The 14,779-nt window shown below is 65.3% G+C and carries 12 protein-coding genes and 1 tRNA gene; 5 read left to right on the forward strand and 8 right to left on the reverse strand.

Annotated elements, in window-relative coordinates:
- Window positions 1-13 precede the first annotated feature (13 nt).
- From dhaL to C0R46_RS07715, 6 genes are all read right to left on the reverse strand, one after another.
- Window positions 14-652, reverse strand: a complete 639-nt coding sequence (gene dhaL / locus C0R46_RS07690; RefSeq protein WP_102959006.1) for a dihydroxyacetone kinase subunit DhaL — start codon at window positions 650-652, stop codon at window positions 14-16.
- Between the two features lie 28 nt (window positions 653-680).
- Window positions 681-1,676: a dihydroxyacetone kinase subunit DhaK gene (locus C0R46_RS07695; RefSeq protein WP_102959007.1), complete on the reverse strand. Its 996-nt coding sequence runs from the start codon at window positions 1,674-1,676 to the stop codon at window positions 681-683.
- Between the two features lie 35 nt (window positions 1,677-1,711).
- The gene (locus tag C0R46_RS07700) at window positions 1,712-2,485 is read right to left on the reverse strand and encodes a GolD/DthD family dehydrogenase (RefSeq protein ID WP_102959008.1); all 774 of its coding nucleotides are present in this window, start codon (window positions 2,483-2,485) and stop codon (window positions 1,712-1,714) included.
- Between the two features lie 59 nt (window positions 2,486-2,544).
- Window positions 2,545-3,537, reverse strand: a complete 993-nt coding sequence (locus C0R46_RS07705; protein ID WP_102959009.1) for a substrate-binding domain-containing protein — start codon at window positions 3,535-3,537, stop codon at window positions 2,545-2,547.
- A gap of 86 nt (window positions 3,538-3,623) precedes the next feature.
- Window positions 3,624-4,628, reverse strand: coding sequence for an ABC transporter permease (locus C0R46_RS07710; RefSeq protein WP_102959010.1), 1,005 nt, complete (start codon window positions 4,626-4,628; stop codon window positions 3,624-3,626).
- 36 nt (window positions 4,629-4,664) lie between these two features.
- Window positions 4,665-6,143 carry a sugar ABC transporter ATP-binding protein gene (locus tag C0R46_RS07715; protein WP_102959011.1) on the reverse strand — a complete coding sequence of 493 codons (1,479 nt, stop codon included), beginning with the start codon at window positions 6,141-6,143 and terminating at the stop codon, window positions 4,665-4,667.
- A gap of 456 nt (window positions 6,144-6,599) precedes the next feature.
- Here C0R46_RS07715 and C0R46_RS07720 point away from each other — a divergent pair, with 456 nt between their 5' ends.
- Window positions 6,600-7,292 carry a hypothetical protein gene (locus C0R46_RS07720; protein ID WP_102959012.1) on the forward strand — a complete coding sequence of 231 codons (693 nt, stop codon included), beginning with the start codon at window positions 6,600-6,602 and terminating at the stop codon, window positions 7,290-7,292.
- Between the two features lie 633 nt (window positions 7,293-7,925).
- Here the strand turns inward: C0R46_RS07720 and C0R46_RS07725 are convergent.
- Both C0R46_RS07725 and C0R46_RS07730 read right to left on the reverse strand, forming a co-directional pair.
- Window positions 7,926-8,001, reverse strand: a tRNA-Lys gene (locus tag C0R46_RS07725).
- Window positions 8,002-8,332: 331 nt separating this feature from the next.
- The gene (locus tag C0R46_RS07730) at window positions 8,333-9,517 is read right to left on the reverse strand and encodes a DUF3095 domain-containing protein (protein WP_102959013.1); all 1,185 of its coding nucleotides are present in this window, start codon (window positions 9,515-9,517) and stop codon (window positions 8,333-8,335) included.
- 352 nt (window positions 9,518-9,869) lie between these two features.
- On the opposite strand from C0R46_RS07730, the gene C0R46_RS07735 reads away from it, so the two are divergent.
- The 4 genes from C0R46_RS07735 (at window position 9,870) to C0R46_RS07750 (ending at window position 14,662) form a co-directional block, all read left to right on the forward strand.
- A complete protein-coding gene (locus C0R46_RS07735; RefSeq protein ID WP_102959014.1) occupies window positions 9,870-11,306 on the forward strand; it encodes a UbiA family prenyltransferase in 1,437 nt (478 codons plus the stop codon).
- A 444-nt stretch (window positions 11,307-11,750) separates the two neighbouring features.
- Window positions 11,751-12,188: an EamA family transporter gene (locus tag C0R46_RS07740; protein ID WP_102959015.1), complete on the forward strand. Its 438-nt coding sequence runs from the start codon at window positions 11,751-11,753 to the stop codon at window positions 12,186-12,188.
- Complete coding sequence (locus C0R46_RS07745; protein WP_102959016.1) at window positions 12,185-13,198, forward strand: NAD-dependent epimerase/dehydratase family protein; 1,014 nt, start codon at window positions 12,185-12,187, stop codon at window positions 13,196-13,198. Before C0R46_RS07740 ends, C0R46_RS07745 begins: the two co-directional genes overlap by 4 nt.
- A gap of 12 nt (window positions 13,199-13,210) precedes the next feature.
- Entirely contained in the window at window positions 13,211-14,662 is a 1,452-nt protein-coding gene (locus C0R46_RS07750) for an aspartate aminotransferase family protein (protein WP_102959017.1), read from the forward strand.
- Window positions 14,663-14,779 lie beyond the last annotated feature (117 nt).

The raw sequence follows: 14,779 nt of genomic DNA on the forward strand, positions 1-14,779 counted from the left end.
GTCAAACGGCCGATCAGAGCCTTTCGCGAGCGCCTTCGGCAAGCGTCGTCAGGATGATGGCGCAAGAGGTCGCGCCGGCATCCAGGACGCCGCGCGAGCGCTCGCCGAGCCGGCTGGCGCGGCCGATCTTCGCCACGAGGTCGATCGTCGAGTCACGCCCGGCCTCGGCCGCAGCGCTCAGGGCGTCGAGCGCCTGCGCGAAGGATCGGCCCTCGGCGATGGCGGCATCGAAGGCTTCGATCGCAGGCACGAAGGTGTCGAGCAGCGTCTTGTCGCCGACCTTCGCCGAGCCAATCGAGGTGACCCCGTCGAGGCCCTTGTGCAGCATGGCGGAGAAGGCGGCGGGATCGACGGCATCCTTGCCCTCGATCGCCTCGGCGAACTCGGTGAACATCATGCCGTAGAGCGGGCCCATGGAGCCGCCGATCTCGCTCATCAGCACGTCGCCAAGGGTGTTCATAGCCTCGGCCAGTGAGCTGTCAGCCCCCTTCAGCCGGTCGGCTGCCATACCGAAACCCTTGGCCATGTTCACCCCGTGATCGCCATCGCCGATCTTGCCGTCGATCTCGCTGAGATAGGCGCGGTTCTCGACGATCCGTTCGGCCATGCGCAGCACGATGGCGCCGGCGCCGGCATTGTCGAAGCTCTGCATACTGTCTTCCTTCCCGCTCAATTCGCGCTCACGGCATCGCCGGGCAGCTGGCCTCGGCGTCGAGCAGCGTCTTCAGCTCGTCGTCCAGCGCCATGACCGTGAGGCTCGCGCCGACCATCTCCAGCGAGGTGAAGTAGTTGCCGACGAGGCTGCGATGGACCTTGAGCCCACGGTCGGCGATCTCGGCCTCCACCGTGTCGTTGAGGATATAGAGCTCGTTCAAAGGCGTCGCGCCGAGACCCGACAGGAGCACGGCAACTTCGGTACCCTCGGCCAAGCCGTGGTCGTCGAGCACGATCTGGCACATGTCGCGGGCGATCTCGGCCGCCGTCTTCAGCGGCTCGACGCGGATGCCGGGCTCGCCGTGATGGCCGATGCCGACCTCCATCGTGCCGGCCTCGATCTGGAAGTTCGGGTGGCCGACCGCGGGCAGCGTGCAGGGCGCAAGACCGACGCCGATGGAGCGGCAGTTGTCGATCGCCTTCTGAGCGGTAACGCGCACCTCTTCGAGGCTGGCGCCGGTCGCGGCCTTGGCGCCGCCGATCTTCCACATGAAGATCTCGCCGGCAACGCCGCGCCGCCGGTCGCGCTCGTCGGGACCGGCCGAGCAGACGTCGTCATTGGCGACGACGGTCGCGACCTCGATGCCGTCCTTGGCGGCGAGCTTGGTCGCCATCTTCACATTCATATTGTCGCCGGCATAGTTGCCGTAGAGACAGATCACGCCGGCGCCGCCATTCGCTTCCTTGATGGCGTCATGGAAGCTCTTGGCCGTGGGCGAGGAGAAGAGTTCGCCGACGGCGACCGCGTCCAGCATGGCTCGGCCGGTATAGCCGATAAAGGCGGGCTCATGGCCCGAGCCGCCGCCGGTGACGACGCCGACCTTGCCCTTCACAGGCGCGGCGGTCGAGACGACGACGCGGCGGTTGGCAGCGGAGAGGCGGACGAGATCCGCATGCGCCTTGACGAAACCCTTGACGGTGTCCTCGACGACTTCGTCGGGATTGTTGATGAAGCGCTGCATGACAGCCTCCCTGCTGTGATCTTGTGGAGCGTTGCTCAGATGATCGTGTAGCCGCCGTCGATCAGGAGATCGGCGCCGTTGATCATCTGGGCGCCGTCGGAGGCCAGGAAGACGGCCGCGGCGGCGATCTCTTCCGGATAGGCGAAGCGGCCGGCGGGGATGCGAAGCTTGGCCGCCTCGCCCTTCTCGCCGCTCCAGGCCTTCTTGCCGAGTTCGGTCAGAACGATGGTCGGCGACAACGTGTTGACGGTGATGCCGTGCTTGCCCCACTCGGCGGCCAGCGTCTTGGAAAGGCCGATGACACCGAATTTGGAGGCGCAGTAGGCGGCGTGCTCGTCGATCGCGACGGTGCCGGCCTGCGAGGCCAGATTGATGATGCGGCCGCGGCGGCCGTCGGCAATCATCGCACGGCCCACGGCCTGCGACACGAGGAAGGTGCCCTTCAGATTGATCGCGATGGTCCTGTCCCAGGCGTCGAGCGACAGCTCCTCGGCCGGCGCCAGCGCGACGATGCCGGCGCTGTTCACCGCGATATCGATGCCGCCGAACGCGTCGATGGCGCCCTTCACGGCGGCCTGCACAGAGGCCGGGTCGGACACGTCGCAGCCGAAGGCCTTTGCACCGCCGCCGAGCGTCTCGGCCTGCTGGCGGGCCGCGGCCTCGTTGAGGTCGAGGAGGGCGAGTTTCGCCCCCTTCGCGGCAAAAGCTGCCGCGATGGCAGCGCCGATGCCGGAGCCTGCGCCAGTGACAAGGGCGACGCGGCCCGACAGTTGGAAGCTCAGATCGATTTCAGGTGCGGCGTCGCTCATCTGGGCATGTCCTTCGGTGGGGAAGAGGGAGCGGCCTTAACCGGCCGCTCCCGGAATGATCAGAGCTTGCTGCGGGCTTCCAGCAGCTTGTCGGCGTTCTCGGTGGTGACCGGCGTCCAGGGCACCAGGTAGTCCTTGGCCTTGCCGTCCTTCCACTCCATCTGCGGATACTGCTTCCAGATGTCCGACTGCGGCTGGTAGTCCGGCTTCACCGCCTTGATGGCGATGTCGAGCGCGCCCTGAGCCTGGGCGTTGGCGTCCTGCAGGATGGAGGCCATCTCGCCCGTCTTCACGGCGTTGATCGCGTCGGTCACGCCGTCGACGCCGGCAATGGCGAAGTCCTTGACGTTCAGGCCGGCGGCCTTGATCGCCTCGATCGCGCCGAGCGCCATCTCGTCGTTCTGGCCGATCACGCCGTTGATCTGGCCGGGATGCGAGGTCAGCCAGTTCTCCATCAGGGTCTGCGCCTCGGCGCGCGACCAGTTGGCGGTCTGCTTCTCCAGGACCTTGACATCCGGGCAGGCAGCGAGCGCCTTCTCGTTGCCTTCGAGGCGCTGGATCTGGCCGGACTGGCCGATCGGGCCCTCGATGATGACGACGTTGCCCTTGCAGCCGAGCTTGTCGAGGACGGCCTTACCCTCGAGCTCGCCGGCCTCGACGTCGTTGGAGCCGACATAGGCGGTCAAGGCGTCGGAGTTGACGCGGGCGTTGGAGCCGACAACCGGGATACCGGCGTCGACGGCGGCCTGCACCGGCGCGGCGCCGGCCTCCACGTCCATCGGCACGAAGATGATCGCGTCGTATTTCTGCGTGATCATCGTGTTGAACTGTTCCTGCTGGACCAGCGCATCATAGCGGCCGTCGAAGATCGTCACCTCGACCTCGCCGCTCTTGACCGCCGGATGCTGCTGCAGCGCCGACGTCCAGATCTGCATGAACTCGGCGTTGAGGCCGTAGACGGTCGCGCCGATCTTCAGCTTGTGGTCCTGCGCCATGGCCGGTGCGGCGACCAGCGCCGAACCCATGGCGAGAGCCAGGATAAGCTTCTTCATTGAAAGTCCTCCGTCTGAGGCGGAGCGCCCGGGATGAGGCTCCGCATTTCGCCACCGGCGCTGCGCCGGGGACATTCTGGACGGGGTCAGAACCCCTGATTGCGCTTCTGGTCCAGCATCACCGCGCCGACGATCAGGGCGCCTTTGAGGATCTGCTGGTAGTAGGACTGGATACCCATGAGATCGAGGCCGTTGTTCATGACGCCGATGATCAGTGCGCCGATCAGCGTACCGGTGACGCGGCCGACGCCGCCCGAGAGACTGGTGCCGCCGATCACCACGGCGGCGATCGCGTCGAGCTCGTAGGCGATGCCCGCCTGCGGCAGGGCCGAGCCGGTGCGCGCCGACAGGATCATGCCGGCCAGACCCGCAAGCCCGCCCGAGATGACGTAGACGACGAAGCGGGTGCGGGTGACGTCGATGCCGGAGGTCTTGGCGGCATGCGGGTTGCCGCCGACGGCGTAGATGTAGCGGCCGAAACGCGTGCGGGCGAGCACCCACCAGGACAGCGCGAAGACGACGATCAGTATGACGACCGGCATCGGGATGCCGAAGACGTTGCCCGTGCCGATCCAGCGGAATTCCGGGAGAAGCGCCGGGACCGGGCGTCCGCCGCCGTAGATGAGCGTCGCGCCGCGCGCCGCCGAGAGCATGCCGAGCGTCGCCACGAAGGCCGGCACGGCAAAGCGCGATACGATCACGCCGACGATGGCGCCAGAGACGACGCCGACGAGAATGCCGACGGCGAGCGCGAGGGCAACCGGATAGGGACCGCCCGGCACCATCGCGGTTGCCGAGGTCGTGGCAAAACTGGCGCTGACGATGCCGGCGAGTGCGACCACGGAGCCGACGGACAGGTCGATGCCGCGCGTCAGGATGACGAAGGTCATGCCGATGGCGAGGACGCCGTTGATCGATGTCTGCAGAAGGACGTTGGAGATGTTGCCGGCGGTGAGGAAGTAGGGGTTCGACACCGACAGGATGGCGACCAGGATCAGGAAGGCAATGAAGATGCCGTATTCCTGTACGAGGAGGCGGCGCTTCTCCGATCCGAGCCAGCCGGTTGCAGGCTTGACGTTGCCGTCGGACATAGTTGTTTCCCCTCGCGTCGTGCGAATTTCGGCCGTTCAGGTCGACAGGTGGACAAGCGACTGGGCGTTGGCCTCAGTGCGATCGAGGATCCCCGCCGCTCGCCCGCCGCGCATCACCATCACACGATCGGACATGCCAAGAACTTCGTCGATCTCGGACGAGATCATGACCACGGTGCCGCCGGCGGCGGCGTAGTCGCAGATGATGCGGTAGATCTCGCGCTTGGCGCCGACATCCACACCACGCGTCGGCTCGTCGAGAAGCAGCACCCGCGGCTGGCGCAGGAACCACTTGCCGAGCACGACCTTCTGCTGGTTGCCGCCTGAGAGGCCGGAGACCGGCATGGTGTCGCGCGCCGCCTTGATGTGAAAGCGCTCGATCATCGAGCGGCTGGCGGCGACCTCGTCGCCCCGCCGCATGACGAAGGAGGGGCTCATCTCCGGGAGACTGGCGAGGCTGATATTGCGTCGCACGCTGTCGGAGAGGTTGAGGCCGGTCTTCTTACGGTCCTCGGTGACAAGCGCGAGCCCTTGCGCCATCGCGTCGGCGGGCTTTTCGATCGAGACTTCGGACCCGTCCAGCATGATCCTGCCGCTGGCGGCATCATCGAGTCCGAACAGGCAGTCGAAGATTTCGGTGCGTCCCGAGCCCATCAGGCCGTAGATGCCGAAGATCTCGCCCTTGTGGACCTGGAAGGAGACGTCCTCGATCTTGCCGGGGCTTTGAAGCCCCTGCACCTCGAGGCCGACTTCCGCGGTCGGCGCATTGGTCTTGATGTATTCCTCTCCGAGTTCGCGCCCGACGATCATGCCGATCAAGGTCGGCCGGTCTACGTCGGCCATCCGGCCGCTGCCGACATAGGCGCCGTCACGGAAGACGGTATAGGCGTCGGCGATCTGGAAGATCTCCGACAAGCGATGCGAGACGTAGACGATGCCGCGTCCCTGCGCCTTCAGGCGCTCGATCGCGGCGAAGAGATGCTGGGCCTCACGCTCGCCGATGGCCGAGGTCGGCTCGTCCATGAAGATGACTTCGGCGTCGTGGCTGAGCGCCTTGGCGATCTCGACGAGCTGCATCTTGGCGACCGACAGGCTCGCCATCGTCTGGTCGGCGCGGATGTCGAATGCAAGGTCGTCGAGGAGACGCTGCGCGGCCTTGTTCATGGCGCGGAAGTCGATGCCGCCGAAGCGACCCGACGGTTCTCGGCCGAGAAAGATGTTCTCGGCGACCGTCATGAAGGGAACCGGGCTCAGCTCCTGCTCGATGATGGCAATGCCGGAGGCGAGCGCCTCGGCGGGGCTCGTGAACTCGACCGGCTGGCCGCTGCGCCAGATGGTGCCGCCATCGCGGCGGTGGATGCCCATCAGGATGGACAGGAAGGTCGACTTGCCCGCGCCGTTGCCGCCGCACAGGGCGTGGACGGACCCGGCGGCCAGCTCGAACTGGCCGTTCTTCAACGCATGGACGCCGCCGAAGGACTTTGTCAGTCCCTCGACCTTGAGAAGGGAAGTCACGTGCGTCCTCCCAGACGACTGACGCTCTGCGGGCCTTCGGTTGGGGAATACCGGCGCCTTGGCAGCAAGCTTCGACAACGTTCGATCATCGCCCGACATTTGTCAACGTGATCGCGGCCGCTGTTCCATCGTGGCGAGTGTCGTCCCCAGCTTCCATCCGCGTCGGTGGCAGAATGAGGCGGCAATGCAGGCGCCGGTCGATTTCGGCCGACGCTCTGGCGGCGTCGACGTCATGCGCGGCCCGAGGCCAGGAGGCAACCAGCCGGGGCAACAGGCAGCAGCAAACGCATATCAGGATGGCGGCCAGCATCGGCCACGGTCTCGACCGAGCCTGGCATGTAGTGACAAGTCGCGGATCGACTTCGCCGTTTCGATCCTTCACTGAGAAGGACAACAACCGAAATATCAGGCCCTCCGGATCACGGAGCCGCCGAGGCACAAAGTGGCAAGTCGATCATGGGCACGACATTCCTGCACATTGGCACCCACAAGACGGGCACGACATCGATCCAGCGCACCCTAGACGCGCAGCGGGCCCTGCTGGCCTCGCATGGAATCGCCTATTTCGCCGGCCGGCATATCCGTACCAATCACGTCGAGCTGCATGCCGCTGCCATGCGCGACGAGCGGATGTCGCCGTTCAAGCTGGTCTCGGGCGTGCGACCAGACGACGACTATCGCCGGTCCGTGCTCGACAGCATCAGCGCCTTCCTGAAGACACCGGCCGACAAGCATATCTTCTCGGCCGAGGGCCTGTCCTTCCTGCGCTACCGGGACGAAGTCGAGTGGATCCGCCGCGCGATCCCCGGAGAGGTCGAGATCATCGTCTATCTGCGGGAGAAGGAGGCCTACAGGGCGTCGCATATCGCGCAGATGGACAAGCGGAACGGTCTGATTCCGCACTGGGACCCGGACGCGGTCGTCTATATGGGACCGGACAGCTACCTCTTGGACTATGACCGCCGTCTCGATCCGTGGCGGACGGTGTTCGGCGCCGAGAAGGTCAAGGTGATCGACTATGACGAGGAGGTCGCACGGCACGGTACCGTGTTTCCATCGTTTTTGACGGCGATCGGCGCGCCTGATGCGTTGCCGCGGGACGTCTGGGAAAACGTCTTCCTCAACCGGCGTTCACCAGGCAACATATAGCGCCCGCTGCGTCGAAGTGGCGGCGCGGGTGCGACGGCCGCATACCGTACAAGGCACGATCCAGTGAGGCGAACTCACAACGCCTCCCACGCCTCACGCGGTCTTGGCCGGTTCACCTGATCGTCGTCGAAGTCGGGTTTTCGTCTTTATCCGGCAAGGTAACGCGCATCGGACGCGAGAGCGCAACGGACTCATCCGGTTCTCGCATCAGCACGGGAGCAGTAGGCGACATGTCGTCAGGGTGTTCACCGCCGTTGAAGAGCCAGTCGTGCTCTGCCCATCGCCGACAGCAGTGGCATTCCGGTTCATAGTCGGAGCACCGAGTGCCCCAAATCCTGCGGATGTAGAACCACGACACGACTCGATCGAACACGACTCTCATTTCGCCGTTTCCAGTCGCTGCATGGTGAAATCCAGGCGGCTATCCGCTTGCCGTATGTAAGTCACCGCTTCACCTCCTGAAAATGGAGACCGCAGTGGGGCACCTGATGCCAAGCAATGATCTGGACGCCATTCCTTTGCGGCGAACGAGAACAGCGCGCGAATTGGAAACCGATCAGCGATATTGGAAGGCAACCTGCTTCCGAGAACTGACCTGCGGCGTGGAATCTGCAGTGTTCTGATAAGGTTGACTGGTGGGTGCGACAGGGATCGAACCTGTGACCCGCTGATTAAGAGTCAGCTGCTCTACCAACTGAGCTACGCACCCACGACGCCGCTGGCGTCTGGTGGCGGTCTATAGCGACAGGTCCGGCACCTGTCCACCCGTCTTGTGCCGGAAAATGACACGGCCGTGTCATGAGGGTGAACAGCGTCTGCGCGGACGGTGCGCACTCATGGTCTTCACCGACCTTGCCCGCTCTCTGCGGTGTCATGTGATGTCAGTGGATCAGGCGCGGCGCAGCAGCGGCGGCCCGATCATCAGTGCCGTCGCACATATCGAGCTAGGCGCCTTCGGCGTTGCACGCCCGCCTCGCCGCCGCCTAAGATCCCGCGTGCTCGACACAGCCGGCGCGGCGCCAGAGCCGGCGGGGCCGCCGCTACGCGGCCGGACCGGCCGCGGTCTTCATCGCCTGGGCCGCCATGGCATAGCCGCCGGCCGCGCCGTCGACGAAGTGGACGTGGTTGCTCTGCATCGGGGAGGGGATGAAGCAGGTCATCAGCGCCGCCTGCTGGCTGTGCAGGCCGTAGCATACAATGCCGTCCGCTCTGGCCTGCCGCAGTAGCGCCTCGATGCCGGCCGCGGTCGCGGCCGAGCAGTCCAGCGTCATCCGCAGCCCGTCGTCATACTTGCGGAAGTCCGTGTTGCGTACGAGCTGGTCGAGATATTGGGTCGGATCGAAGCGGCCAAGTCGCTGTCCGGCGGCCAGAATCGCGGCGGCAAAGCTGGAGCGAAGCCCGGTCAGGACCGCCGCGCTCAGCCGGCCGCGGTGCTTCAGGGCGGCGCTCGCACGGCTTTCCAAATGCCGGCCGCGTCTGCTCCAAGGAACCCCCGGGCCGCCGACGGGCACCGGATGACCGCCGTCAGTCTCCGAATCGGCCAGGCGGAGCAGGTGTCGCACGACGGCGGTGAACCGGTCCATGTCGGCATCCTCGGCCGGCGTGACGATCAGCGAGAGAATGGCGCCGCGCCGCGCCGGAAATTCGTCGAACCGGCAGGAGAGGCCGGTGAGATCGGGGCCCGCATCGCCCGCAACTGCGGGCTCGATGCGGAAGGCGCCGTCCTTCATCTGCCGCTCGGCCCAGGCGAGGCCGCCGCCGGCAAACATGGCATAGGTCACATCCGGAGAGACGGCAAAGCGCGCCAGCTTGAGATCGTGGCCGGCGGCACGGATGGCCCGGACCGGGATAAGGGCAATGCGCATGTCGAGCCCGAGTTCGTCGCGGACCCATCCCGCGACCCTGGCGAGCGCAACGCGGGCCGGCTGGGCCACGGCGGGCTCCAGCGCAAAGCTCGCACCATCGCCGGCAAAGGCATATGGAATGTCACTGCGGCCAAGGGCGTTCGCCACCGCGGCAATGGCCGACGCGGCGGCCATGTTGACCTCCTTGTAACGCCCCGCCGCGATGGCGCCGGTGGAGTCGACGATATCGACCATGCCGAGACCCCAATCCGGCGGCAGCGGCGCGTAGGCGGCGGGATCGGCAAGACGATCGAACCGGTCGAGCGGCTGCAGCCCCGCATAGAAGCCGGCATCCGCCACCGTCGTTGCTACAGCCTGCATTCGTCTCTCGTTCACCGCTCTGCCGGTCCGGTGGCGCGCCATTCGGACCTGCTGATGATATCGCAGGTCCTCGAGAGCCAGTGAGCCGGCGGCCAGGACAGTCGCCCAGCAGCATAGAGCAGGCAATGACTGGAGCGATGCGGAAAATGGGGTTGTTGAGGGCTGATGCAGCACGCCTCGTCACAGATGCGTGCAACAGTCGATTAACCCTTCATTGAAGAAGAGACGCGCGTCGCCTGAAGATCGGCTGGATTATCGCTGCGGTTCACCTGACGGCAAGCAGCCCTTTGCAGAGTGGGCTGCAGAGCCAGAGGCCTTCGGGCCGTCCGGCGCCTTGGGGACGGAACGCGCCATGGATGCCACGGTCACGCAGACAGCCCGGCCGGTCTATGTCGATCTCGATGGAACGCTGATCAGGACGGACCTCCTGTGGGAGTCGCTGTTCCTGCTGGCGCGGCAGTTTCCGGGCGATCTGTGGCGCGTGCCGCTCTGGGCCGCCAAGGGCAAGGCGCATCTGAAGGCCAAGCTCGCCGAGCGGATCGCTTTCGACGCCAGCCTCCTGCCGTATCGCGAGAGCGTCATCGCGGAGCTGGACGAGGCGCGGCGTGCTGGCCGCCGTGTCGTCCTGGCGACCGGCGCCAATGAGCGCTTCGCGGCAGAGATCGCCGAGCATCTCGGCATCTTTGACGATGTGATGGCCTCGACGCCGGAGGTCAATCTGACGTCGCACCGCAAGCTCGAGCGCATCGTCGCTGAATGCGGCGAGGACGGCTTCGACTACTACGGCAACTCCCGCGAGGACCTCGTCCTTCTCGACCAGGCCGCCCATGCCGTGGTCGTGGTGCCGGACCGTGCGGCGCATCGCTGGCACAAGAGCTCGGGATCGCATCGGATCGACGACGAGATGCGGCGGCTGCGGCCGGCCGTGAAGGCGATGCGGCCGCATCAGTGGATGAAGAACCTCCTGATCTTCGTGCCGATCGCGCTGACGCATGAGTTCTTCAATGCCAGCCTGCTGCTCGCCGGCCTGGCTGCCTTCTTCAGCTTCTCCTTCGCAGCTTCGGCGGTCTACATCCTCAACGACCTCCTGGATCTGTCCTCCGATCGCCGCCACAAGACCAAGCGGATGCGCCCCTTCGCCAGCGGACGGGTGCCGATCCCGACGGGGCTCGCCATGGCAGGCGGGCTGCTGGCGGTCAGCATCGCCATCGCCCTGTTGCTGCCGTGGCAGTTCGGCGCGGCGCTCGCCGCCTACATGGTCGCCACGACCGCCTACTCCTTCTTCCTGAAGCGCATGCTCTTGATCGACGTCCTGGCGCTCGCCTCGCTCTATACCGTGCGGATCGTCGCCGGCGGCTTTGCGGCCGGCGTCGAGAGCTCGTTCTGGCTGCTGACGTTCTCCGGCTTCTTCTTCATGTCGCTGGCGCTGGTGAAGCGCTTCACCGAGCTGCAGGATTTCGGCACCGGCGCGGAGCGCTCCAAGACCGGACGCGGCTACGTCGATGCCGATTTCGAAACGCTGGCCCAGGCCGGCATGTCGTCGGGCTTCGTCTCCGTGCTCGTGCTCGCGCTCTATATCCAGAGCGATGCCGTGCGGGAGCTTTATCGCGAGCCCTACCTGATCTGGCCGCTGTGCCCGATCGTCCTCTACATCATCGTGCGGATTTGGGTTCTCGCCCGGCGCGGCGAGATGCACGAGGACCCCGTGGTGTTCATGCTGCGCGACTGGCGCAGCCAGATCGTCATCGGCCTCGGCGCGATGATGTTCCTGCTCGCCTCCTATTTCTGAGAGCGGATCCCAGGAGCTTCAGGATCTCTGAGCTTCGCGCGAGGCGAGGGCAGGGCTGATCCTGTGTGTCGATGCGCCGCCGGAGGTGCCTGCTGCTCGGACCGTATGGTCTGAGGCCTGAAGCGATCCGGTCCACGACGACTGTGCGGCGACTACAGGGCATTTCGGCTGTCGTCGGGCGGTCTTCGTCGCGGCGCCGAGGTGCCGTTCGGCAGGGCTTGCACGGCTGATTCCTGTCCGCCACGCCCGTGCCGCCGCCAGCGATCTATCGCCATGGTTAATGTATAAAAGTCGACAATCCTCAATAAAGCATCGTTCACCCTGATCGGTGATCAATGCTCTGAAGTTTTCTCAAGCGCCCTCGACTTAACTCATTTCTATGGCGATCGCTGTAACTGTGTCGCCAGAACGAATGATCAACCTGCAGCTTCCGGAGCGTCGCCTATGGCGAAGTACATACCGTTCATTCTCTTTACGGTGTTCACCAATGCCGCAGCGCAGGTGATGCTGAAATACGGGATGATGCAGCTCGGGCCGCTCTCCTTCGCCGGCGTCAATCCGCTCATCAAGATCCTGCAGATCGTCTTCAGCCCCTTCGTCTTCCTCGGCCTCTGCACCTTCGTCATCTCGATGGCGTCGCACCTCTTCGTGCTGTCGAAGGTCGAGCTGTCCTTCGCCTATCCCTTCCTGTCGCTCGCCTACGTCGCGGTCGCGATCTTCGCCTACTTCGTCTTCCGCGAAGATCTCAACGCCATGCGCATCGGCGGCATCGCGCTGATCTGCATCGGCACGATGTTCATCGCCCAGGGCGGCAGCCGCATCCATGGCGACGACGAGGTCGCCAGCCTTTCCCAGAACAGCCTGAACGAGGTCTCCCGATGAAGCACATCATCTTTGGCGGCGACGGGTTCGTCGGACGCCATCTCGCCCAGAAGCTCGTTGACGACGGCGAGAGCGTCATCGTCGCAGACATCGTCAAGAGCCCGCTGCCGCACTATGCGCGCTGCACCTTCATCCATACCGACGTGACCGATCCGGCAGCCGTCGCGGCGGTTCCGATCCAGCCAGAGGACATGGTCTACAACCTGTCCGCCAAGATGCTGTCGCCGATCCAGGTGCGCGCCAAGCGCCACGACTTCTTCTTCCCGGTGAACTACCACGGCACTGTCAACATCATCGAGGCGATGGCCAAGGCCGGCGCCGACCGCCTGGTGCACTTCACCACCGACATGATCTACGGCCACACCGTCACCTATCCGATGACGGAGGAGCATCCGGTCGCGCCGCTCGGCGAGTATGGGCTTTCCAAGCTGAAGACCGAGGAGCTCGCCGCGGAGTGGCGGGCCAAGGGAATGCGGATCTCGCTGTTCCGGCCGCGCCTCATCATCGGTCCGGGCCGCCTCGGGATCCTCCAGAAGCTGTTCAAGCTGATCGACAACAACCTGCCGGTTCCGATGATCGGCTCGGGCAAGAACCCATACCAGTTCATCTCGGTCTTCGACTGCGCCGAAGCTGCGCGGCTCGCCTGGAAGGCCGGCGTTCCGAATGAGGCCTACAATCTCGGCTCGCTGAACCCACCGCCGGTCAGGAAGCTCCTCGGCGACCTTATCAAGGAGGCCGGCTCGAAGTCGTTCCTGATCCCGACCCCGGGCTGGGCGGTGAAGCGCACGCTCGATTTCCTCGATCTCCTGAACATGCCGCTGATGGACCCCGAGCAGTACCTCATCGCCGACGAGGAATGCGTGCTCGACGTCTCCAAGGGCGAGCGGCAGCTCGGCTGGATCCCGCGCTACCGCGACGAGGACATGCTGATCGCCGCCTATCGTGAATACCGCGCCAAGCTCGACGGTCGCGCCGCGACCTCGGCCGCCTTCACGGCGCCGGCGGAATAAGGGAGGGATACCATGCTGGACAGACCGACACTCGCCGCGCCTGCGCTCGAAGCCTATCACCGAGGGCCGGCCAAGCCGCCCCTGCTGACGGTGGAGGACGCCAAGGCAATGGATCTCGCCACGATGGCGGATCTCTTCAAGGACCACATCAATCCGGGCCAGTTCCACTTCACCAAGCTTCTAGGCTTCCACAAGGTGAAGGTCGAGCGCGCCGAGGGGATGTATTACATCGACCAGAACGGTCGGAAGATCCTCGACTTCTTCGGCGGCTTCGGCTCGCTCGCCTTCGGTCACAACCATCCCCGCATCATCGAGGCGCGCCGCGCTTTCCAGGCGGAGAAGCGCCACGAGATCGCGATCGCCTTCCTGTCGCAATATGCGGCGGCGCTCGCCAAGAACGTTGCGGCCTGCAGCCCCGGCGATCTCGACATGGTGTTCCTCGGCTCTTCCGGCTCCGAAGCCATGGAAGCGGCGGTGAAGGTTGCTGAGCGCGCCTCCGGCCGCAAGAACTGCAAGATCGTCCACGCCGAGAATTCGTTTCACGGCAAGACCAAGGGCGTTCTCTCGCTGACGGATTCGCCGCTCTACAAGGGCGAGTTCAAGCTGGTCGAGAACACCTACAAGGTGCCGTTCGGGGACCTCGAGGCGCTGCGGCGCGTCATCGAGCGGGACCCGGACATCGGCGTCGTCGTGCTCGAGACCGTCCAGGGCGGCGGCGGCATCATCCATGCGCCGGCGGAATACTGGCACGGGGTGAGGGCGCTCTGCGACAAGCACAACGTGCTGTGGGTGGCCGACGAGGTGCAGTGCGGCTACGGCCGGACCGGCCGCTTCTATGCCTTCGAGCACTACGGGGTCGTGCCGGACGTCACCGCGCTCGCCAAGAGCTTCGGCGGCGGCAAGGCGGCGATCGGCGCGATGATCGCGCGGCGCGAGGTCTATATGAAGGCCTATGGCACGCCGAAGACCGCGATGATCCACGCCCATGCGACCTTCGGCGGTATCGGCGAAGCCTGCGTGACTGCCATCGAGGCGCTGAACGTCCTCTACGACGAGGACCTCATCGGCAATTCCGAGGATGTGGGCGCCTATCTGCTGGAGCGCCTCCAGGCGCTCCAGGCGAAGTACCCGACCATCATCAAGGAGGTGCGGGGCATGGGCCTGATGGTGGGGCTGGAGTTCCACGACTTCTCGCGCACGCTGCCGCTGGCGCTGCGCCCGATGGTGGCGATCCTCGACGACAAGCTGAAGGGCTCGCTGTCCGGCTTCGTCGGCGCGCTGCTCCTGCGCGACTATGACACGCTGGTGGCCTTCACCGAGTACAACCGCAACGTCATCCGGCTGGAGCCGCCGCTGATCTGCGGCCATGAGCATGTCGACCAGTTCTGCGACAATCTCGATGCGCTGCTAGGCCGCGGAATCGTCTCCATCGTGAAAGACTTCATCAAGTCCCAGATGGGATAACAGGACGTCCCCCGCGGGGTCCGCCCCGCGACAAGTGCCTCGCTCACGGGCGAGGTTACAAGCCCGGATGGTCGCGAAAGCCATCCGGGCTTTGTGCTGTCTGGAGGAACCTCTCTT

This window comes from Mangrovicella endophytica (assembly GCF_002893625.1).
GTDB classification, from domain to species: Bacteria; Pseudomonadota; Alphaproteobacteria; order Rhizobiales; family Rhizobiaceae; genus Mangrovicella; species Mangrovicella endophytica.